This window comes from Allokutzneria multivorans, assembly GCF_039537405.1.
Classification (GTDB): domain Bacteria; phylum Actinomycetota; class Actinomycetes; order Mycobacteriales; family Pseudonocardiaceae; genus Allokutzneria; species Allokutzneria multivorans.
The window spans coordinates 470,820-489,641 of sequence record NZ_BAABAL010000006.1; the positions used below are offsets into that span (position 1 = coordinate 470,820).

At 69.0% G+C, this 18,822-nt stretch carries 18 protein-coding genes; 1 reads left to right on the top strand and 17 read right to left on the bottom strand.

Going from position 1 to position 18,822, the window contains the following annotated elements; translation table 11 throughout:
* Positions 1–204 precede the first annotated feature (204 nt).
* The 9 genes from iolD to ABD798_RS12180 form a co-directional block, all read right to left on the bottom strand.
* The gene (gene iolD / locus ABD798_RS12140; protein ID WP_344873834.1) at positions 205–2,085 is read right to left on the bottom strand and encodes a 3D-(3,5/4)-trihydroxycyclohexane-1,2-dione acylhydrolase (decyclizing); all 1,881 of its coding nucleotides are present in this window, start codon (positions 2,083–2,085) and stop codon (positions 205–207) included.
* 122 nt (positions 2,086–2,207) lie between these two features.
* Entirely contained in the window at positions 2,208–3,131 is a 924-nt protein-coding gene (gene iolB, locus ABD798_RS12145; protein WP_344873836.1) for a 5-deoxy-glucuronate isomerase, read from the bottom strand.
* The gene (locus ABD798_RS12150) at positions 3,128–4,015 is read right to left on the bottom strand and encodes a Cgl0159 family (beta/alpha)8-fold protein (RefSeq protein WP_344873837.1); all 888 of its coding nucleotides are present in this window, start codon (positions 4,013–4,015) and stop codon (positions 3,128–3,130) included. The genes iolB and ABD798_RS12150 overlap by 4 nt, the downstream gene beginning before the upstream one ends.
* Positions 4,012–4,947 carry a 5-dehydro-2-deoxygluconokinase gene (iolC, locus tag ABD798_RS12155; protein ID WP_344873839.1) on the bottom strand — a complete coding sequence of 312 codons (936 nt, stop codon included), beginning with the start codon at positions 4,945–4,947 and terminating at the stop codon, positions 4,012–4,014. The genes ABD798_RS12150 and iolC overlap by 4 nt, the downstream gene beginning before the upstream one ends.
* Positions 4,944–5,756: an ATP-binding cassette domain-containing protein gene (locus ABD798_RS12160; protein ID WP_344873841.1), complete on the bottom strand. Its 813-nt coding sequence runs from the start codon at positions 5,754–5,756 to the stop codon at positions 4,944–4,946. Before ABD798_RS12160 ends, iolC begins: the two co-directional genes overlap by 4 nt.
* 7 nt (positions 5,757–5,763) lie before the next feature.
* On the bottom strand, positions 5,764–6,804 hold the full coding sequence (locus ABD798_RS12165; protein WP_344873843.1) for an ABC transporter permease: 1,041 nt from the start codon (positions 6,802–6,804) through the stop codon (positions 5,764–5,766).
* Between the two features lie 73 nt (positions 6,805–6,877).
* Positions 6,878–7,876, bottom strand: coding sequence for a sugar ABC transporter substrate-binding protein (locus tag ABD798_RS12170; protein ID WP_344873845.1), 999 nt, complete (start codon positions 7,874–7,876; stop codon positions 6,878–6,880).
* A gap of 22 nt (positions 7,877–7,898) precedes the next feature.
* The gene (locus ABD798_RS12175; RefSeq protein WP_344873847.1) at positions 7,899–8,771 is read right to left on the bottom strand and encodes a TIM barrel protein; all 873 of its coding nucleotides are present in this window, start codon (positions 8,769–8,771) and stop codon (positions 7,899–7,901) included.
* A complete protein-coding gene (locus ABD798_RS12180; RefSeq protein ID WP_344873849.1) occupies positions 8,768–9,781 on the bottom strand; it encodes a Gfo/Idh/MocA family protein in 1,014 nt (337 codons plus the stop codon). Before ABD798_RS12180 ends, ABD798_RS12175 begins: the two co-directional genes overlap by 4 nt.
* A 139-nt stretch (positions 9,782–9,920) precedes the next feature.
* Between ABD798_RS12180 and ABD798_RS12185 the strand changes: the two genes are divergently transcribed.
* On the top strand, positions 9,921–10,919 hold the full coding sequence (locus ABD798_RS12185) for a LacI family DNA-binding transcriptional regulator (protein ID WP_344873851.1): 999 nt from the start codon (positions 9,921–9,923) through the stop codon (positions 10,917–10,919).
* A gap of 5 nt (positions 10,920–10,924) precedes the next feature.
* On the opposite strand, the gene ABD798_RS12190 is transcribed toward ABD798_RS12185, so the two are convergent.
* The 8 genes from ABD798_RS12190 to ABD798_RS12225 all read right to left on the bottom strand — a co-directional run bounded on the left by ABD798_RS12190 (position 10,925) and on the right by ABD798_RS12225 (position 18,780).
* Positions 10,925–11,851 carry a glycoside hydrolase family 6 protein gene (locus tag ABD798_RS12190; protein WP_344873853.1) on the bottom strand — a complete coding sequence of 309 codons (927 nt, stop codon included), beginning with the start codon at positions 11,849–11,851 and terminating at the stop codon, positions 10,925–10,927.
* Between the two features lie 60 nt (positions 11,852–11,911).
* Entirely contained in the window at positions 11,912–13,264 is a 1,353-nt protein-coding gene (locus ABD798_RS12195; RefSeq protein ID WP_425549200.1) for a GH1 family beta-glucosidase, read from the bottom strand.
* Between the two features lie 3 nt (positions 13,265–13,267).
* The gene (locus ABD798_RS12200) at positions 13,268–14,080 is read right to left on the bottom strand and encodes a carbohydrate ABC transporter permease (protein WP_344873855.1); all 813 of its coding nucleotides are present in this window, start codon (positions 14,078–14,080) and stop codon (positions 13,268–13,270) included.
* Positions 14,080–14,991: a carbohydrate ABC transporter permease gene (locus ABD798_RS12205; RefSeq protein WP_425549201.1), complete on the bottom strand. Its 912-nt coding sequence runs from the start codon at positions 14,989–14,991 to the stop codon at positions 14,080–14,082. The genes ABD798_RS12200 and ABD798_RS12205 overlap by 1 nt, the downstream gene beginning before the upstream one ends.
* A complete protein-coding gene (locus tag ABD798_RS12210; RefSeq protein WP_425549202.1) occupies positions 14,988–16,250 on the bottom strand; it encodes an ABC transporter substrate-binding protein in 1,263 nt (420 codons plus the stop codon). Before ABD798_RS12210 ends, ABD798_RS12205 begins: the two co-directional genes overlap by 4 nt.
* 119 nt (positions 16,251–16,369) lie before the next feature.
* Complete coding sequence (locus ABD798_RS12215) at positions 16,370–17,368, bottom strand: LacI family DNA-binding transcriptional regulator (protein ID WP_344873857.1); 999 nt, start codon at positions 17,366–17,368, stop codon at positions 16,370–16,372.
* A 405-nt stretch (positions 17,369–17,773) separates the two neighbouring features.
* A complete protein-coding gene (locus ABD798_RS12220; RefSeq protein ID WP_344873859.1) occupies positions 17,774–18,271 on the bottom strand; it encodes a hypothetical protein in 498 nt (165 codons plus the stop codon).
* On the bottom strand, positions 18,268–18,780 hold the full coding sequence (locus ABD798_RS12225; RefSeq protein ID WP_344873861.1) for a SigE family RNA polymerase sigma factor: 513 nt from the start codon (positions 18,778–18,780) through the stop codon (positions 18,268–18,270). The genes ABD798_RS12220 and ABD798_RS12225 overlap by 4 nt, the downstream gene beginning before the upstream one ends.
* Positions 18,781–18,822 lie beyond the last annotated feature (42 nt).

The window sequence follows — 18,822 nt, forward strand, 5'->3', positions numbered from 1 at the left end:
CCGGGTTCGGTGGTCTTGAAGACCGGTGAACCTCCGGCGGGTGGGTTTGCGGTGGTTGAGGACAGGGCGCGCCGGGGTTCGGCGTACTTGAAGACTGGCGAACGCCCTGCGGTTCATGACTGGCAGTGGGTTTGCGGCGGTTGGAGATGCGCTGCGTGGGGGTTGGGTGGTCTTGAAGACTGGTGAACTTCCGCTGGGGCCGGGTCAGGGGGCCAGGTAGCGGAGTTGGCGGGTTCGGGCTTCCTGGGACTCACGGTGGGCGTCGGTGATCTCGGTGCGGTGGGCGGTTTCGGGGACTCCGACCTGCCACCAGGCTCCGGCCTCGGTCCACGACGACGGGTGGGTTCGCACGAGGACCACGACAGGACGGCGTTCCTGCTGAGCCTGCGATCGGGCGGCGGAGTACGCGGGGCCGACCTCGGCGAGGGTGTCGGCCTGGATCACTCCGCAGCCCAGTGACGCCGCGTGCGCCGCGAAGTCGACTCGGCGCTTGGAGCTGTCGGTCGTCGACCGGCAGTCGGCGTACATGTTGTTGAAGGCCGCGCCACCTTGGCCCTGTTGAAGGCGGGCGATCACCGCGTAGCCGTCGTTGTCGCAGACGACCGCGACGAGGGGGTGCCCGGCGAACGCGGCGGAGAACAGCTCGGAGTTCATCATCAGGTACGAGCCGTCGCCGAGCAGTGTCGTGATGACGCCGTCGGGGTGCGTCCCGGCGCGGGCCATGGCGGCTCCCCAAGCTCCGGCGATCTCGTAGCCCATGCAGGAGAAGCCGTACTCGACGTCCATGGTCGCGGCGCCCAGTGCGCGCCACCCACCGATCAGTTCGCCGGGCAGGCCACCCGAGGCGGTCATGACGTAGTCCTGCGGGTGCGCGTTGTCGTTGACGGCGCCGACGATTTGCGCGTAGGTCGGTAGCCCATCCGTGGCTTGACGGAGCCCGTCAAGGTGCTCGTCCCACTTGGCGCGCTCATGGGAGGCGGAGGCCGTCCACGGGTCCTCAGCTCGCCAGTCGCCGAGCGCGCGGTTCAGCTCGCGCAGTCCTTCGGCGGCGTCGGCGACCACGGCGAGCGAGCCGTGCTTGACCGCGTCGAAGCGCGCCGCGTTGATCGAAACGATCTTGGTCTCGGGGTGGAAGACCGTCCACGACGCGGTGGTGAAGTCCTGGAGGCGGGTGCCGACCGCGATCACCACGTCGGCCTTGGCGGCGAGGGTGTTCGCCGACGAAGAGCCGGTCACGCCCAACGGCCCCGCGTGCAGCCGGTGGTCGTGCGGGACGAGGGTGCGGCCCGCGGTGGTCTCGGTGATCGGCACGCCGTGCGTCTGGGCGAACTCGATGACCTTGCCCCCCGCGCCGGAGTAGCGGACGCCGCCGCCGACCACGAGCAGCGGGCGCTTGGCGGCCTTGATCAGCTCGGCGGCGCGTTCGACCGACCGCGAATCTGGGCGGGGGCGCGTGATGTGGTGCACCACCGGCGCGAACAACGACTCCGGGAAGTCGAAAGCTTCGCCCTGCACGTCCTGCGGCAGCGCGAGCGTGACCGGGCCGCACTCGGCGGGGTCGGTGAGCACGCGCGCGGCCTGCGGCAGTGCGGCGAGCAGCTGCTCCGGCTTGGTGATCCGGTCGAAGTAGCGGCTCACCGCGCGGAAGGCGTCGTTGACCGTGAGCGTGCCGTCGCCGAAGTGCTCGACCTGCTGGAGGACGGGATCGGGCGCGCGGCTGGCGAAGGTGTCACCGGGCAGCAGCAACACCGGCAGCCGGTTCGCGTGCGCGACACCCGCGGCGGTGACCATGTTCAGCGCGCCGGGGCCGATCGAGGACGTCGCCACCATGACCTGGCGGCGGTGGGTGGCCTTGGCGTAACCGATCGCGGCGAGCGCCATGCCCTGCTCGTTCTGCCCGCGCCACACCGGGATCTCGTCGCGGTGCTCTTCGAGGGCGTTGCCCAGGCCGAGCACGTTGCCGTGGCCGAAGATCGCGAACACTCCGGGGAACAACGGCGCCTGCGAGCCGTCGAGCAGTTCCGTGCGCTGGGCGATCAACCACCGCACGAGCGCCTGGGCCGTGGTCAGCCGAACCGTACGCACTCCACTACCTCCTGGTGTTGTGCCTGAACGACCCGTTCAGTGCGTTGAAGTAGCTGAATGACTCATTCGGGGAGTTGAGCGTCCCCAATGACTCATTCAGGACGCTCAAGTACCTCAATGAGTCATTCAGCGCGTTTGGGGGTGGCGGTGGTCATGGGGCAGCGGGGGTCGGTGGGGGTGGAGGCCCAGGTGTCGCGGATCCAGGTGTGGGCGGGGTCGTCGCAGAAGGCCATGGAGCGCTCTTCGGCCGGGCCTGCGAGGACGTTGAGGTAGTACATGGGGTAGCCGGGCGCGGCGACGCACGGGCCGTGATATCCGCGCGGGATGAGGAAAACGTCGCCATCGCGGACGGTGACGTCCTCGTCGATGCTCGACCCCGCAAGCAGGTCTTCGGTGCCGATCTGGCCGTCACCGGTGTAGGTGCGGTGGAAGCCGAAGCCCTCGCGCGAAGGGGTCACGCCGTCCCGCGCGGCGATGCGGAAGTAGTAGATCTCCTCGTTCACCACCTCGCACGGCTCGGAGTCGTCGTGCTTGTGCGGCGGGTAGGAGGACCAGTTGCCGTCGGGGGTGATCAGCTCGCAGGCGTTGAGCTTGTCGGCGTGGTCCCAAACGCCGGGAGTGCCGAAGTTGGTGACCTGCCGGGTCGCGTTGCCCGCGCCGCGCACCTCGACGGGCACGCCCTCCGCCGGGCCGTAGCGCGGTTCGAGGCGGCGCGTGCACTTGGCCATCGGCAGCGCGATCTCAGCACTACTCAAAGAGGTCAGCGTGACGGATGCATCCCTTGGCACGTAAGCGAAATCGGTGACCCGCGTAAAGACGGACTCACGGCCTTCGAGTTCGAAGCGGTGACCGTCGACCTCCACGACGCAGCCGCCCGCGAGCGGGAGCACGAACGCCTCGAACTCACCAGTCTCGATCACGCGCGGCTCGCCCGGCTCCAGCACGAGCACGCGCAGGCCGCAGTACGTCCAGCCCGCGTCTTCCGGAGTGAGCAGGATCGGATCGCCATCGGCGACAAGTGTCCCTTGTGGACGGTGGAGCGTCACGCGGAGATCTCCTCTCGGGTCGAGCGCAGAAGGCTCGCGGCGGCAGCCACCGCAGCTGCCACGTCGCCGTCCTCCGGGTAGAGCAGCGTGCGGCCGACCACGAGTCCGCGCACGACCGGATGGCGCAACGTCTTTTCCCACAACGACTTGTCGGCTTCGGGGCCGCCGAGGACCAGCGACGGCAAGGTGGTCGCGCCGAGCACAGCCGATGGGTCGGCGGGCGCGGGGAGCTTGAGCCACGTGTGCGCCGAAGTGCGGCCAACGCCGGACGCGACGGTGACCGCCCTGGCCAAGGAGGTCGCGTCGCTTTGCAGCACGAGCGAGCCTTCGCGGCGTTCGTAGGGCAGCGGCTCGACCATCGCCATGACTCCAGCGGAAGCCAGAGCGGACACGGCCTCTGCGCACGCCTGCAAGGTCGGAGCCGTGCCCGCGTCGGAGTTCACCAGTCGCAGCAACATCTTTCCGCCATCCAACCGATAGTCCACAATGGACTCTGCAGAGTAGGCGGTGAAGCGGTCGTCGATCTCCCAGTCCGCGCCCGCCAGGCCACCGCGGTTCATCGAGCCGATGACGACCTTGTCGTGCAAGCCGTGCAGCAGGAGCAGTTCCTCGATGATGTCCGGAGTGCCGAGCACGCCGTCCACGGCCGGGTTGTCCAGCGCGACGAGCAAGCGCTCCAGCAGTGAGCGGCGGTCGGCCATCGCGGTCGGATCGCCTGCGGCCCCGAGCGCTCCGCGCGCGGGGTGGTCGGCGGCGACGAGGAACAGCGTGCCGCTCGGCCCGAGCAGCGGCCTGCGACGGCGGGCAGCGTAGGCGGACGCGATCGCACCGGGCTCGAAAGCCCTGGTGTGCAACAACTCCCGCCAAGCGGCATCGGTGATCACGAAAGCTCAGCCTCGATTTCCTCGGACGTGGGCATGGCATCGGCGCACGCCAACCTCGACGCCACAAGCGCCCCAGCCACGTTCGCGTACTCCGCGATGCGCACCGGGTCCCAGCCCGCCAGCAAACCGTGTGCGAGCGCTCCGCCGAACGCATCCCCTGCGCCGAGCCCGCACACGACCTCGACGGGGTGTGGCGGCACGGTCCACGAGCCCTCGTCGGTGGCCACCAGAACGCCCTCGGCGCCCTTCTTCACGATGGCCAGGCGCACACCACGATCGAGCAAACGTTTGGCCGCCTCGTCGGGATCATCAGTCCCCACAGCGATCTCCACCTCGGTGCGGTTGCCGACCGCGACCGTGACGTGGTCGAGCATCCACGAGATCTCCGTGCGCGCGGCGTCCTCGGACTCCCAGAACATGGGCCGGTAGTCCAGATCGAGCACGGTGTGGTCGCGACGTCCCCTGCGCAGCAACATCTCCCGCTGAGTGGCCCTCGAAGGCTCCTCGCACACACCGGTTCCGGTCACCCAGAACAACGGCACGTTCTCGACCTCGTCCCACGGCACGTCCTCCGGCCGCAGCCGGAGGTCGGGCGCGGTGGGGCGGCGGTAGAACAACAACGGCGGGTCAGCGGGCGGGTTGAGCGCGCAGAACACCACGGGAGTGAGCAGACCCGGTTCCGTACCAACGTGTTCCGGCGAAACACCGAAGTCGCTGAGCGCGCTGCGGACGTAGGGGCCGAAGTCGTCCTCGCCGACCTTGGTGAACACGGCGGAGCGGCGGCCGAGCCTGGCCGCCGCCACCGCGACGTTGGTCGCCGTGCCACCGAGGGACTTCGCGAAGGTGCTGACCTCGGCGAGCGAGACACCGCTCTGCTCGGGGTAGAGGTCGACACCGACTCGCCCGACCGTCAACAGCTCCAGTGCGCTCACGAGCCCATCCCTCGCAGTTCGTGTTCCAGCGCTTCCAACTCCGCGCCACCGGCCATCTGCCTGGTCAGCTCTTCGAGGGAGATGTCGGCCTTGTCGAAGCAACCGAGGCTGCGCCCGCGCTTGAGCAACAGGAAGCGGTCGCCGACCGGGTAGGCGTGGTGCGGGTTGTGCGTGATCAGCACGACGCCGAGCCCCCGATCGCGGGCCTGGGCGACGTAGCGCAGCACGACCCCGGCCTGCTTCACGCCGAGCGCGGCGGTCGGCTCGTCCAGGATCAGCACCTTCGCCCCGAAGTGGACGGCGCGCGCGATCGCGACGCACTGCCGCTCACCACCGGAGAGCGTGCCGACCGGCTGCTCCACGTTGCGGAGGTCGATCCCCATCTCCGACAACGCTTTCTTGGTGGTGGCACGAGCCTTCGCGCTGTCCAGCCAGGAGAACGGACCCCAGCCCTTGCGCGGTTCGGAGCCGAGGAAGAAGTTGCGCCACACGCTCATCAGCGGGACCACGGCGAGGTCCTGGAAGACCGTCGCGATACCGCGGTCCAGCGCCTCGCGCGGGCTGGACAGCCGGACCGGCTCGCCCTCGATGAGGAACTCGCCGGTGTCGTGCTGGTGCGCCCCGGCCAGGATCTTGATCAACGTGGACTTCCCGGCGCCGTTGTCGCCGAGCACACAGGTCACTTCGCCTGCATTGACCACGGTGGACACGCCGTTCAGCGCGATCACGCTGCCGAAGCTCTTGCCGACCTCACGGGTTTCCAGGAGGACCCCCGACCTGCTTGCAGGGTCGGGCATGGATGCCGTCATGTCGTCCTCATCTCTTTGCCCGCTCCGCCCGGCGGCGGAAGGCGTTGTTCACCAGGACGGCCGCCAGCAGCATGATGCCGAGGAACAGCTGGAACCAGTCGCTGTCCCACTGCGCGAAGACGATGCCCTGGCGGGCCATGCCGAAGATCAGCGCGCCGATCGCGGCCCCGATCGCCGAGCCGAAGCCGCCGGTGAGCAGGCAGCCGCCGATCACCGCCGCGATGATGAACTGGAACTCCAGCCCGATGCCCTGGTTGGCCTGGACCGTGGTGAAGCGCAGGATGTTGATCGAGCCGACCAGCCACGCGGCGAAGGCGGTCGTCATGAACAGCAGGATCTTGGTGCGCACCACGGGAACGCCGACCGCGCGGGCGCTCGGGGCGGCCCCGCCGACCGCGAAGATCCAGTTGCCGAAGCGCGTGCGCATGAGCACCCAGCTGCCGACCGCCGCGGCCAGCACCCACCACACGATGGAGATCGGGAAGGACGTTCCTCCAACGTCCACAGTGGACGCGAAGAGGTAACCGGCCGACTCGTAGCCCTCGGCCTCGCGCATGCCGGAGACCTGCACGGAACCGGTGACCAGTCGCGTGATGCCGAGGTTGAGCCCTTGCAGCGCGAGGAAGGTACCCAGTGTGACGATGAAGCTCGGCAGCCCGGTCCTCATCACCAGCCAGCCGTTGAGCGCCCCGACACCGAGCGCGAACACGAGTGAGACCAGCAGCGCCAGCCAGGTGTTCCAGCCGAGCTGCGTCGCCAGGATCGCGGTCACCAGCGCGGTGGAGGCGGTCATCACGCCCGCCGACAGGTCGAACTCACCGCCGATCATCAGCAGCGCGACCGCGACCGCCATGATGCCCAGCGTCGAGGAGTCATCCAGCCAGTTCGCCACGCCCATCGGGCTGAGGAACTGGTCGGTGAGCACCGAGAAGAACACGAACACCGCGAGCGCGCCGAGCACGGAACCCAGTTCCGGCCTGCTGACCAGGCGATCCGCGAGGCCAACGCGAGCGACCCGCTCGTCGTCTCCCTGCACCGCCAACGCCATCCCAACTCCTTCGGTGAGATCCGGTGAGATCCGGTGAGACCGGCGGGCTCCGCGCGGAACCCGCCGGAATCGGTCAGCGAGTGCCGCGGTCGGCGTTGCGGCCGACAGCGTCCACATTGGACTTCTCGACGAAGCCGGGACCGGTCAGCACCGGGCGGCCACCCCCGACGGTGTTGGCGTTGTCCTTGTAGAGCTTGAGGAAGACCACCGGCAGGTACCCCTGGAGGTACTGCTGCTGGTCGACGGCGAAGAGCACGTCACCGCTCTTGATCGCCGCGACGACGTCGGAGTTGAGGTCGAAGGTCGCCACCTGCGCCTTGCCGCCGGTGTCCTTGGCCGCGCTCACCGCGTTGCCCGCGACCTGCGGGTTCAGCGTCAGCACCGCGTCGATCGACGGGTCCGCCTGGAGCGCGCCCTTGAGCCGCGCCAGCGCGTCGGTCGGGTTGCTGATGTCGACCTGGAGCTTCTGCGTGGTGCCGAAACCGCGCTCGGCGCCGTCGCAGCGCTGGGTCAGCCCGATGTTGCCGGCCTCGTGGATCACGCACAGCAGCTTGCGCTTGCCCGCGTCCTTGAGCTTCTTGCCCGCCTGCTCGCCCGCGATGCCCTCGTTCTGGCCGACGTGCATGAGCGCGCCGAACTCGGTGCTGCGCTGCTCACCGGAGTTGATCGTGACGACCGGGATGCCCGCCTGCGTGGCCTTGGCGATGGAGTCGCGCAGCGCGTCCGGGTTGGCCATCGACACCACGATGCCGCCGACCTTCTGCGCCACCGCGTTGTCGATGGACTTGGCCTGCGCGGCGGGGTCGCCGTTGGCCTGGTACTGGACCTCGACGCCGAGCTCCTTGCCAGCGGCCTCGGCCCCGTTCTTGACGACGTTCCAGAACGCGTCGCCGGGCGTGCCGTGCGAGACGACCGCGACCTTCAGCGGGCCGCCCGAGGGCGCGGAACCCCCTGGCGCGCTTGAAGGAGTGGCTCCCGAGCCGCCTGTGGGGCCACTGCACGCCGCGAGCACCAGGCCTGCGGCTGTGAGTCCGACCAGCGCGCCGAGGCGGCGGGATCGGTAAGACGTCATTGTCTTCTCCTAGAAAGCGATCTCAGTCGAACTGCTTCCCCAGGTACTGCAGGCTCCGCTCGGTGTCCCGCACCGGCCGTCCCGCCGCTTCGGCGTCCCCCACCTGCAACGCGGTGTCCTGTTCCAGGACCCACCATCCGTCGTAGCCGGCCTCGCGCAGGAACGCGACGATACCGGCGATGTCCACGTCCCCGTCCCCGAGCGGAACGTAAATGCCCTCGCCAACGGCCTTGGCATAGGGAAGTTCTCCGCGCTGGACCCGCTCCGCGATGTCGGCTCGGACGTCCTTGAGGTGCATGTGCCCGATCCGGTCGGCGTACTTGCGCGCCAGCTCGACCGGGTCGGTTCCACCGATGAGCAGGTGCCCGGTGTCCAGGCACAGCTCCAAGTCGGAGTCGGCCAGGAAGCGGTCGACCTCCTCGGCGTTCTCCACGTGCGTCCCCACGTGCGGGTGCAGCACGGTGCGAAGTCCTTGTGCCGCAGCGATGTCGCGGATGCGCGCTGCGGTCTCGACCAGTGTGGCCCACTCCTCGTCGGTGAGCTTCGGCCGATCGTCGTAACCGTCCAGCCCAGTGGCCGCCGCGAGCACGAGCACCTCGGCGCCGGTCGCCGCGAGCAACTTCGCCGTCCGCTCAGCTTCGTCCACAGTGGACTGCGCACCCGTGTGCAGTGGGACGGCGAGGAATCCGCCGACCATGCTGAGGCCGTAGCCGCCGAGCAGCTCACGCAGCTCCGCCGGATCGGTCGGCAGGTACTCGGGCGGGCCGAGCTCGGTGGCCTGGACGCCGAGGCTCGCCATCTCGCCGAGCACGGTCTTCGCGTCGAGCACGTGGCCCCACCCGGGCACCTCGCAGACACCCCAGGAGATCGGGGCAGCGGCGATCTTCGGGCTCATCGGGTGGCCTCCAACGACTGGGTGACGCGAACCGGGTTTCCGGTACGGCGCGAGGTGTCACAGGCGAGTGCCAGCTCCAGGCTGGTCAGGCTCTCCCGCGCGGGAGAGGGGTTCTCGACCTTGCCGGAGACCACGTCGACGAACACGGCCATCTCGTTGAGGTAGGCGTCGTGGTAGCGCTCGATGAAGCCCGGATAGGCCTCGGGGCCGACCTTGGGGCCGTCGTTCTCCAGCGAGGTCAACGGGGTGCGGGGGTCGACGCCGACCGTGAGGGAGTCCTTGCTGCCGAGCACTTCGATGCGGTGGTCGTAACCCAGCGGGTTGTGCCGCCCACCGGCGAGCGTGGCGTGCGCCCCGCTGGCGAAGCGCAGCGTCACCACAGCGTTGTCCACGTCGTCCGCCTGCGCGAACGCGTCGTGCACGAGCACGGAGCCGGCCGCGTAGACCTCCACGACGGGCTCGCCGACCAGCCACGGCACGGCGTCCAGGTCGTGGATGAGCAGGTCGCGGAAGATACCTCCGGAGGCCGGGAGGTAGCCGAAGTCCGGCGGGCTCGCGTCGTGCCCGATCGCCCGGACGAGGTAGATCGTGCCGACATCGCCCGCACGGATGCGGCGGTGCAGCTCGACGGTCGCGGGGTCGAAGCGCCGCTGGAAGCCGACGAGGACTTCGACCCCCGACGCCTCCACGTCCTTGACCAGCGCGCGCATCTGGTCGATGTCGCTGGCGATCGGCTTCTCGCACAGCGTCGGCACCCCGGCGGCCAGCGCCCTGCGCAGCATGTCCGGGTGCGTGTCCGTCGGCGTGGCCAGCAGGACCCCGTCCGAGGACGTCAGCAGGGCGTCCAGGTCCTCCACCGCGCGCGCGGCACCACCGAGCGCGGCGGCTGCCTGCTCGGCGCGGCCCGGCAGCGGGTCGAAGAGCACGACCTCGTCGATCCGGCCGAGTGAGGCGAGGTTGGCGGCGTGCATGGTGCCGATCCGCCCGACACCCGCAACTCCGATGCGCATTCGCTCTCCGTCCAGGTCAGGGGCTCGCGCCATTAGAGCGCTCTATTGGTTGGAGCGCTCCAATGCTGTAGCGTTCTCATCAGCAGTGTCAAGGCTCACAACCCTGCTCGTCATCTCCTGACCGGTCAAGGAGGACGTCGTGGCCCGTCCGACGATGGAGGACGTCGCGCGCGTCGCGAACGTGTCACGAGCACTGGTCTCCCTGGTGATGCGGGGTTCCCCGAAGGTGAGCGCACAGCGGCGCACTGCCGTGCTCGAAGCGGCCGAACAGCTGGGCTACTCCCCGCACGTGATGGCCCGCGCGCTCGCCAGCCGGACCTCCACCGTGCTCGGCGTGATGCTCTCCGACCTGCACAACCCCTTCTTCGCCGAGGTCGCCGACGGCCTGGACTCCGCGGCGCGCGCGGAGGGCTTCGAGCTGATCATCAACTCCGGTGGGCGGAGTCCGGCCAGGGAGCGGCGCGCGCTGAACAGCCTGCTGTCCTTCCGGCCCGCGGGCCTCGCGCTGCTCGGTCCGGTCGTGCCGTCGTCGGCGATCGAGTCCGCTGCGGAGGAGTCCCCGATCGTGTTGGTGTCCCGATCCTCTCGTTTGTCCACTGTGGACACGGTGAACGATGACGGCGAGGCTGGCTCGCGGATGGCCGTCGATCACCTGGTTTCCTTGGGGCACAGGCGAATCGCCCACCTCGACGGCGGAGGCGGCTCGCAGTCCGCGCTGCGGCGGCGCGGTTTCCAGATCGCGATGCGCGAGCACGGCCTCGAACCGGAGGTGTTCCGCAGCGAGTACACGGACGCGGCGGGCGCCAAGGCGGTCAAGGAGATGCTGCTCGCACGGGAGACCCCGCCGACCGCCGTCGTGGCGGCCAACGACTACAACGCGGTCGGCGCGATCTCCGCGCTGGAGGAGGCCGGGCTGCGCGTGCCGCAGGACGTCTCGGTGATCGGCTACGACAACACCTCGCTCGCGTCGATGCGCCACGTCTCGCTGACCACGATCGACCAGCCGCGCGCGGAGATGGGACGGCTCGCCGCCGAGGCGCTGCTCCAGCGCGTGCGCGACGGCAGGACCGACCCGGTCCGGAAACTGTTGCACCCCAAGCTGGTCACCCGTTCGACGACCTGCCCGCCGCCCGCCTGACGGGCTCAGATGCCGTTGATGAGGCGCATCGCGATCTCGGGGGTGAAGGCGCCCGCGGGGGTGTTGGGGGCGATGCCGCACTTCCCGTCGGAGTCACCGGGGACCTTGACCCACAACAACATCTCCGCCGGAGCCGCGCCGAGCCGAGGTGCTTCGCCGAGCTTGCGGCCCGCCGGGTTGCACCACTGGCCGTTGGAGCCGTTGCCGTTGCGGCTCACGTCGATCACGAAGCTCTTCTTCTGGCCGAGGTGCGACACCACGTCGCTGCCGTAGCGCGCGGACTCGGCGGTGGTGCGGTAGTTGGAGACGTTGACCGCGAAGCCCCGCGTGTTGGCGATGCCCGCCGAGGTGAGGCGCTTGGCCATCTCGGGCGCGGCGATCCACGACGAGTTCCCGCCGTCGAGGTAGGTGAAAGCGTTGGGGGCCTTCGCCTTCAGCTCCGCCGTGACGTGCTTGAGGAGGTCGAGGCGCACCTGCTTCTGCGGAGCCGCGAGGCAGTCGAGCTGAGCCACCGCGTCCGGCTCGATCACCACGACGGCGGGCAGGGTGCCGATCGCGGAGGCGAAGGCGGAACTCCACGTGCGGTAGGCGGCCGGGCTGCCCGCGCCGCCGCCGGAGTGACTCCCGCAGTCGCGGCCGGTGATGTTGTACGCCACCAGCACGGGCATGCGTTTCGCGGTGAGCGCCGCGCGCACGTAGGCGGAGACGTCCGCGCCGATGTTGGCGTTCCAGTTGCCGAACCACTTCGCCATGGGCTTGTCCACGATGGCGCTCTTGATCTTCGCGGCTCGCGGATCGCCGCCGTTGGCCTTGAGCCACTTCGCCGGGTTCGAGGTGGGGTCGACGTAAAAGGCATCGGCGTTCGCCGTGGCAGGACCAGCCCCCAGTGCCATTCCGGCCACGACGAGCGCAGCGGCGATCATCTTTTTCATGCTGCTCATGGTCCCGGCCGGATCGACGGCCAGGAAAGGCCATTTCGAACCTTTCCGCTATCACAGCCCGTGATCGGCGATGACCTGCGAGTACCAGTGAGCGCTGTCCTTCGGCGTTCTTTGCTGGGTCTCATAATCGACGTGAACGATTCCGAACCGCTTCGCGTACCCCTCTGCCCACTCGAAGTTGTCCAGCAGTGACCAGCAGAAATAACCGCGAACGTCCACTCCCCCAGCGATCGCCGCGTGCACAGCGCGCAGATGTGCCTCCATGAATTCGACCCTGTCCGAATCGTGAACCTGGCCGTCGATCAGTTCGTCGGCGTAGGCTGCGCCGTTTTCCGTGATGTAGAACGGAAGATCCGGACGTTGCCGGTGCAGGCTCAGCAACAAATCGGTCAAGCCCTCCGGAACCACCTCCCACCCCATATCGGTGAGCGGCCGCCCGCGCGCGGGAAAGCGAGCCGTCTCGGCACCGATCCACTCGGTCGGCCCGGCGACGGGCTCCCCGGAGTCGATCACTTGGATGTCGCGGTAGTAGTTCACTCCGAGGAAGTCCACGGGCTGGCCGATCGTGGCGAGATCGCCGTCGGCGATGTGGTCGGTGAAGCCGTGCGGAGCGAGGTCGGCGAGCACGTCCTCCGGATACCGCCCGTGCAGCACGGGATCGAGGAAGACTCGGTTCTGCAACCCGTCGACGCGACGGGCGATCTCCGCGTCCTGCGGCTGCACCGGCACCACCGGGAACAGGTTGAGGGTGATCCCCGCGCGGGCCCGCGGCGCCGATCCGCGGATCACGTCCATGGCGAGACCGTGCGCCAACATGAGGTGGTGGACGGCGGCGACGGCATCGCGCGGTGACGTGCGTCCCGGCGCGTGCCTGCCCAACGCGTAGCCGAGCATCGCCGAGCACCACGGCTCGTTCAACGTGATCCAGTCCTGCACGCGATCACCGAGGCGGTCCACCACCGACGCGGTGTACTCGGCGAACCGGTGTGCTGTGTCCCGATGCGCCCAGCCGCCCTTGTCCTCGAGCGCCTGCGGCAGGTCCCAGTGGTACAGCGTGACCCACGGCGCGATCCCGTTGTCCAGCAAGCAGTCCACCAGGCGCTCGTAGAAGTCGAGGCCCTTCTGGTTCTCCGCACCGCCGTCCGGGCGAACCCGCGGCCACGCCGTGGAGAAACGGTAGGCGTTGAGCCCCAACGACTTCATCAGCTCCACGTCGGTCGGGTAGCGGCGGTAGTGGTCGGCGCCGGGCTCCCCGGTGTCGCCGTTGACCACCGCGCCGGGCACACGGCACAGCGCGTCCCAGATCGAGTCGGTCCGGCCGTCCGCCGTGGTCGAGCCCTCGACCTGGAAGGACGCCGTCGCCGCTCCCCAGAGGAAGCCGGGCGGGAAGGACAGTACGGACACGGTTCACCCCTTCACTGCACCCTGCATGATCCCGGCGACGATCTGCCTGCCGAGCACGACGAAAACGATGAGGACCGGGATGGTCGCGAGCGTCGTGCCCGCGAGCACCAGCGAGTAGTCGACGTAGTAGCCGCTCTGCAACTTCTCCAGCGCCACCTGAACGGTCGGGTTCTCCGCGTTGAGCACGATCAGCGGCCACAGGAAGTCGTTCCAGGACGTCATGAACGTGAACATGCCGAGGAAGGCCGCGGCCGGGCGGACCGCGGGCAGGCACACGTGCCAGAAGACGCGGATCATGCTGCACCCGTCCATCCGCGCCGCCTCGACGAGCTCGAACGGCAGGGCGTCCACCGTGTACTGGCGCATCCAGAACACGCCGAGCGCCGTCACCAGGTTCGGCACGATCACCGCCTGAAGACCGTTGGCCCAGCCGAACTCCGCCATCGCCAGGTACAGCGGGATCACCCCGAGCTGGGTGGGGACGGCGAGGGTGGCCACCACGAACACGAACAACGGGTCACGGCCGCGGAAGCGCAGTTTGGCGAAGGCGAAGCCTGCCAGTGTGGAGAACAGCACCGTGGTCAGCGTGACCGTACCCGCGACGATCACGCTGTTGGCCAAGGCTTTCCAGAACGGCACCGAGTCGAACACGCGCTGCGCGTTGGCGAGGAAGTTCCCTCCCGGCAGCAGTGACGGCGTCGGGTCCGCGAGCATCGAGCTGTCCCGGCTGGCGACCAGGAACGACCAGTAGAACGGGAAGGCCGAGCCCAGCACGAAGGCCGTGAGCATTCCGTAGACCCACACGCGGCGCCGCATCAGCGCACCCCCGACCCGGCAGCGAGCCGCCGGGTGATCAGGAAGTTCACCGCGGCGATCGCGATGATCACCAGGAAGAGCAGCCAGGCGATGGCCGAGGCGTAGCCGAGGTGGCCGCTCTCGAAGGCCGACTGGTACATGTACAACGTGATCGTCTGGAACTGGTTGGACGATCCCCCGTTGTTGGAACCGGGCATCGCGTCGAAGAGCTTCGGCTCGGTGAAGATCTGCAACCCGCCGATGGTCGAGGTGATCACCACGAAGATCAGCGTCGGTCGCAGCAACGGCAACGTCACGCTGACGAAGCGGCGGACCGGCCCCGCACCGTCCACAGTGGCCGCTTCGACGACGTCCTTGGGGATGGCCTGCATCGCGGCGAGCACGATCAGCGCGTTGTAGCCGGTCCACCGCCAGTTCACCATCACCGCGATGGCGACGTGGCTGGCGAAGCGGTCGGCCTGCCAGTCGACGCGGTCGAGGCCGAGGAGTTCGAGCAGGCCGTTCACCAGGCCGTAGTGGGGACCGAAGAGGTTGGCGAAGATGATGCCGAGCGCGACGAGGCTCGCCACGTACGGCAGGAGCACCCCGACGCGCCACGCCGTCGGCGCGCGCAGCCGGGAGTTGAGCAGTGCTGCCAGCAGCACCGCGATCACGATCTGCGGACCGCTGGAGAGCACGAAGATGCTCAGCGTGTTGGTCAGCGTCGTCCAGAACTGGCTGTCGGAGAACAGCGCGAGGTAGTTGTCCGCTCCGACGAACGCCGGTTCCCCGCCGAGCAGGTCCCAGTCGAACATCGACACGTAGGCCGTGTACAGCAAGGGGAACAGGCCGACGAGTCCGAAGAGGACGAAGAACGGGGCGATGTAGAGGTAGGGCGAGTACTTGACGTCCCAACGGGAGAGCCTGCTCACTTCGCGAGCTTCTTCGCGCCGTCGACCAACCGCTGCCAGCCCTCCTGCGCCGACGTGCCCTGCTCCACCGCCTGCAACACCGGGGAGGACACGTTCTCCTGGATCTTGCCGTCGCCGGGCCCCTTGTACTGCGCCCTGCCGACCTTGGTCGCCTGCTTCGCGAACAGCTCGCCAGTGCGCACGCCGCCGAAGTAGTCGTTGGTGCTGCCGAGCAGCTCCGGCGCGCTCAAAGCCTTGACCTGACTGGGAAAAGTGCCTGCCTTGAGGAAGGCTCGCACCTGTTGCTCAGGCGCGGTGAGCCACGCAGCCAGCTCCGCTGCCTCCTTGGGGTGCTTGCTCTGCTTCGGCACGGTGAGGTAGGAGCCGCCCCAGTTCCCGCCGCCACCGGGGAAGGCGTCGACGACGGCCCACTTGCCCGCGTTGCCCGCGCCCGCCTGCTCCTTGATCACACCGAGCATCCAGGCGGGGCAGGTCTTCGTCGCGAAGGCACCGGTCTTGAACCCGGAGTTCCACTCGTTGCTGAAGGCCACCAGCTTCGCCGACTGGCCGCCCGCGACCGCCGCGGCGAGCTGGTCCCAGTTCTGCCGGATGCCGGGGTTGCGCTCCACGGTGAGCTGGTCCTGCCGGTCGAAGTAGCCGGTGTCGAGCTGGTTGTGCATGGCGTTGAAGATCTGCGCGGCCGAGTCGAACCACGCCTTGCCGCCGGATTTCGCCACGAAGTCCTGCCCAGCGGCGAAGAAGCTCTGCCAGCTGGCGAACAGCGGCTTGACCGCCTCCGGTTCCGACGGCAGTCCGGCTGCGGCGAAGAGGTCCTTGCGGTAGCACATCGCCAGCGGGCCGATGTCGGTCCCGTAGCCGATCAACGTGCCGTCCTTGGCCTTGGCCGACTGGTACTTCCAGTCCAGCCAGCGGTCGGCCGTCACCGAGGCGGGGCCGACCTGCTCCAGGTTGGTGAACAGCGCGGGCTTGGCGAGCACGTCGGCGAGGTAGCCCTCCTCGACCGCCTGCACGTCCGCCAGCCCCGAACCCGCCCCGAGCTTGGTGAACAGGGCCTGGTGGTACGGCCCGCCCTGGCCGGTCTTGTTGTGGACGATCTTGATTCCCGGGTGGGCCGCCTCGTACTCGGTGAGCAGCTGCTCGTAGCCGAACTCGGTGAAGGTCCCGATGCTGAGCTCGATCCGGCCGTCCGCGGGGCCGCCGCAGGCGACCGTGGCACCGAGCACCGCGATGGCAGCCAAGAGGGTGGGTCGCTGTCGCACAGTACACCTCGCTCTGGGAAATCCTGGGAGCGCTCCCAGTCCCAGCGAGTGTGACGAAGGCCATGACACAGGTCAATAAATGGTGTCGCATCCGTTATGAGATGGGAGCGCTCCCAGAATCAGGAGGACTGCCGCGCGATCACGCTCGTCGGCAGCGTGACGGCGTGCTCCCCCGAGACCCCGGCGATCGCGTCCAGCAGCATCCTGACCATGCGGCGGCCCTGCTCGTCGATGGGTTGCCGGACCGTGGTCAGCGGCGGATCGGCCAGCCGCGCCTGCTCGACGTCGTCGAAGCCGACGACGGCCACGTCCTCGGGAACGCTGCGACAGTTGGCGCGCAGGACTTCCAGTGCGCCGACCGCCATCATGTCGGAGGAGGCGAACACCGCGTCCAGCTCCGGCTCCCACGCCAGCAGCTGCCGCATGGCCTGCTCACCGCCGCGCACGCTGAAGTCGCCGTAGGCGATCACCGGGCGGCTGTTCGGGTCGAGCGCGTCGCGGTAGCCGCTCTGCCGGTCTATGGAGACGGCCATGTCCTGCGGGCCCGCGATCATCGCGATGCGCCGACGGCCGCGTTCCCTCAGGTGCTCGACGGCGAGCCTGGCCCCGCCGACGTTGTCCGCGTCCACCCACATCGCGTCCTTGGCCGTGCGCAGCGGCCTGCCGCCGTGGACGACCGGAACGGGAAGGCCGCCCAGCACTCCCGCGCCGTGCGCGGAGGTCAACAGCACCCCGTCGACGTGGCCCGCGCGGAGGAACCGGTCCAGCCGCCGCTGCTCGCGCTCCGAGCGCGCCATGATCGTCACCAGCTGCACGTCGGTCTGGTCCAGCTCGTCGGCGACCGCGTGGATCAGGCCGGTCAGGTAGGGGTCGCTGAAGACCGTGGTGTCCGGCTCCTGCACCACCAGCGCGACCGCGCCCGTGCGCCGCGTGACCAGCGAGCGGGCCGCCTGGTTGGGCACGTAGCCGGTCTGCGCGATGGCCCGCTCGACGGCCTCCCGGATGTCCTGGCGCACGTGCGGCAGGTTGTTGATCACCCGCGAGACGGTCGACTTGGACACGCCCGCGACCGCTGCGACGGTCTCCAGCGTGGGGTTCTTCGCGGAAACCTCGGCCACGAACCTCTCCCGTGCGTCGATCGAACACGAAAGGCCAGTGTGCACCTCCAACCCCCGAGACGGCGAGAACGCCGGAGCACTGGGCGTGCTCCGGCGTTCTCGGCAGTTCTCCGCCGGTGGTTCCCGGCAGTTCTCCGCATCGGTAGTTCTCGGTGGTTCTCCGCCCGCTTGTTCTCCGCGCCGCCCGCGAAAGTCCCGTTTGACGCGTTGAGCGCACTGAACGGGTCGTTCAGGGCTCCCAACGCACTGAACGGGTCGTTTGGTGCGTTGAGCGCACTGAACGGGTCGTTCAGGGCTCCCAACGCACTGAACGGGTCGTTTGGTGCGTTGAGCGCACTGAACGGGTCGTTCAGGGCTTCAGCCGCGACTGAGCGGACTGAGTGGCGGCGAGGGGGGATGAGGGGTCTAGCGGGTGGTGGGGGGAGGGGTGCCGGGGCTGGTGGTGTGCGGGGGTTCGGGGCGGGTGGTCGCGGTGGTCTCCGGGCGCGTGGTGGGGTTCGGCGTGGTGGGCTCGACCCGCGTGGTGGTGGGAACGGGGCGGCCGGTGGTGGGGTCGGGGCTCACCGTGGTGGTGGGGCGCACGGTGGTCGGGCGCACCGTGCCGGTGGGGCTGACCGTGATGGTCGACGACGGCGGCGCGCTCGTCGTCGGCACTCCGCCCGCGGGCGGGGCGTCCGCGCCGCCGAAGGGGGAGGCCAGCGCGGCCCCGCCGATGCCGATGACGACGACGCCCGCCGCGATACCGCCGGCGGCCCACGCGCGGCCCCGGGCGACGCTGCGCTTGGCGGCAGCGAGAACGGTCGTGGGGTGGAAGTTCAAAGTGGGTTCCTCTCCGAGCGCGCGACCCAGCAGTTGGTGGGCCTCGGCGTACTCGTTCATGTCGGTCAGCTCCTCGTGGCTCACCGCTGTACCTCCAGAACCGCGTAGTCCCGCTGATCGGCAAGCACTTTTCGCAGTGCGGCCAGGCCCTTGGACGCCTGGCTCTTCACGGTTCCCTGGGCGCAGCCGAGCAGGTTCGCGACCTCCTCGACGGACTGGTCCTCCCAGAACCGCAGCACCACGACGGCCCGCTGCCTGGCTGGCAACTGGGCGAGGGCCCTCCGCAGATCGAGGGCCTCCTCGGTGCTCACCGCGGGTACGGCCACCTCCGGCAGCTCGGCGGACGCGCGCTCCCGCCGACGCCAGAACCTCCGCGACTCGTCGATCGTGGTTCGCACAAGCACCTGGCGCGCGTAGGCATCGACGGACCCGTCTTTCTGGATCTTGTGCCACGACTTGAACAGCTTGATCAGAGCTGCCTGAACCAGGTCCTCCGCGCGGTGCCAGTCACCGCACAGCAGGAACGCGGTGCGCCGCAGAGCGACGCCACGGGCTTGGACGAACTCGACGAACTCGGCGTCGCGATCGGTCACTGGGCCTCCAAAACGGTCTCGCCCCTCGATACGAGGCAGGAC

Bases quoted from the DNA above. Each gene is read 5' to 3' on its own strand.
- ABD798_RS12160 (WP_344873841.1), bottom strand. From the start codon at position 5,756: ATGACGGCATCCATGCCCGACCCTGCAAGCAGGTCGGGGGTCCTCCTG.
- ABD798_RS12165 (WP_344873843.1), bottom strand. From the start codon at position 6,804: ATGGCGTTGGCGGTGCAGGGAGACGACGAGCGGGTCGCTCGCGTTGGC.
- ABD798_RS12170 (WP_344873845.1), bottom strand. From the start codon at position 7,876: ATGACGTCTTACCGATCCCGCCGCCTCGGCGCGCTGGTCGGACTCACA.
- ABD798_RS12175 (WP_344873847.1), bottom strand. From the start codon at position 8,771: ATGAGCCCGAAGATCGCCGCTGCCCCGATCTCCTGGGGTGTCTGCGAG.
- ABD798_RS12180 (WP_344873849.1), bottom strand. From the start codon at position 9,781: ATGCGCATCGGAGTTGCGGGTGTCGGGCGGATCGGCACCATGCACGCC.
- ABD798_RS12190 (WP_344873853.1), bottom strand. From the start codon at position 11,851: ATGAAAAAGATGATCGCCGCTGCGCTCGTCGTGGCCGGAATGGCACTG.
- ABD798_RS12200 (WP_344873855.1), bottom strand. From the start codon at position 14,080: ATGCGGCGCCGCGTGTGGGTCTACGGAATGCTCACGGCCTTCGTGCTG.